The sequence below is a fragment of the Bacillus piscicola genome (assembly GCF_022458745.1).
In the GTDB taxonomy this organism is placed as follows: Bacteria; Bacillota; Bacilli; order Bacillales; family Marinococcaceae; genus Alteribacillus_A; species Alteribacillus_A piscicola.
In genome coordinates, this window is record NZ_JAJJJF010000038.1 from 1 (window position 1) to 1,380 (window position 1,380).

The 1,380-nt window shown below is 35.9% G+C and carries 2 protein-coding genes; both read left to right on the forward strand.

Annotation, left to right across the window (positions count from 1 at the left end):
• Window positions 1–173: 173 nt before the first annotated feature.
• Complete coding sequence (locus LOR49_RS17350; protein WP_240378236.1) at window positions 174–662, forward strand: DUF2321 domain-containing protein; 489 nt, start codon at window positions 174–176, stop codon at window positions 660–662.
• A 288-nt stretch (window positions 663–950) separates the two neighbouring features.
• Window positions 951–1,244 carry a hypothetical protein gene (locus LOR49_RS17355; protein WP_240378237.1) on the forward strand — a complete coding sequence of 98 codons (294 nt, stop codon included), beginning with the start codon at window positions 951–953 and terminating at the stop codon, window positions 1,242–1,244.
• Window positions 1,245–1,380 lie beyond the last annotated feature (136 nt).

A 1,380-nucleotide genomic window follows, 5' to 3' on the forward strand; every position in this document is an offset into this window, starting at 1 on the left:
TAACGGGGCAGGTTAGCAAAAAGGTTAAATTATATTTATGGTAAAACACAGGGTAAAGCATTGTGTTACTTTTGTTCAACAAACGGGCCATATTGCGGTATAAGAATATTCTCTGGGTTTGAATGTTTTATGATAAAAGTAGTACAAGTTGGGTAGATTGGGAGGGTGATAAAATGAGCGAGAGTTGGTACGATACAGCTCAAATTTGTCTTAATGGACATGAAATAAACACTGGTGTAACAGAAAGTCCTGAGAGAAACCAAAGGTTTTGTGATAAGTGTGGTGAGAAAACAATTACAAAATGTCCATCTTGTAATTTCAATATAAGAGGTAACTACAATGTTCCTGGGGTTGCAATGCTCGGGTTTACTTATTCACCACCTAAGCACTGCTATAACTGTGGTGATTCATATCCTTGGACAAAAAGGGCTTTAGAGGCTGCAAATGAGTTAGCAGAAGAAATTGATCAATTGTCTCCCGAAGAGCAACAAAACCTTAAGAAGTCTTTCAATGATCTGGTAAACGAAGGACCCAAAACAGAAGTAGCAACAACAAGATTTAAAAAGCTCATGAATAAAGCAGGGCCAGAAACCGGCAATGCTTTTAGAAACATTTTTGTGGATTTGGTGAGCGAAACGGTAAAAAAATCAATATGGGGATAAATGGGAAGTATACTGTAATCGCACTTCATTATTAGATTAAGTGATTCAATGGATTGTGCCAATGAACACTTATCCCGTTACAGGGCGCAAAAGTGGAACAAGAACCAGATCCTGTCAAAATTAAATGGCAGGTGTAAGGGGGAAAATGATTGGATTTTTTAATTTCGGTAGGTCTAATAGTAGGAGTCCTGTTCTTAATTGTTTTCTTAGCGTATATGAAAACAACAAAAGAAAAGAATTCGGATGAATAATCCTGTTTATTACCATATTCCGTAAAAGGGTGCAGTTGTGGAGGAAGCACTGTGCCTGAGTTGGGCCATTTTGTTGAAGAAGTTGTGTGAAAATTGGCGGGGTTATTTGTATTTATTTTTATCAATCATTCTAAGCGCAGTTCTAGGATACATTTTATTGATGATGGGTCCAATTGTGGGAGGTATTGCTGCTTTTGGAATCGTTGTTGGTTGTATTTTCAGGGGATTGTATTTACTAACTGACATCCATAAAAGGGTTTCAAATGTATTACTCAAAGAGGATAAAGCTCAAAAGGCTTATAAGGATTATTTAGAAGAAGAAGGTAAATAGCTAAAAAATTTTAGCTCAAATGCATTATATCCCCATCAGGAGTAATGCATTTTGTTTGTTTTAAATAAATATGGGCGCATAAATGTGTTACATTGTGTTACAATATATATAAGGAGTGATGATGATGGATACTATA

What these genes read in the sequence shown, in the direction of transcription:
- LOR49_RS17350 (WP_240378236.1), top strand. Translation starts at nt 174, where the DNA reads ATGAGCGAGAGTTGGTACGATACAGCTCAAATTTGTCTTAATGGACAT.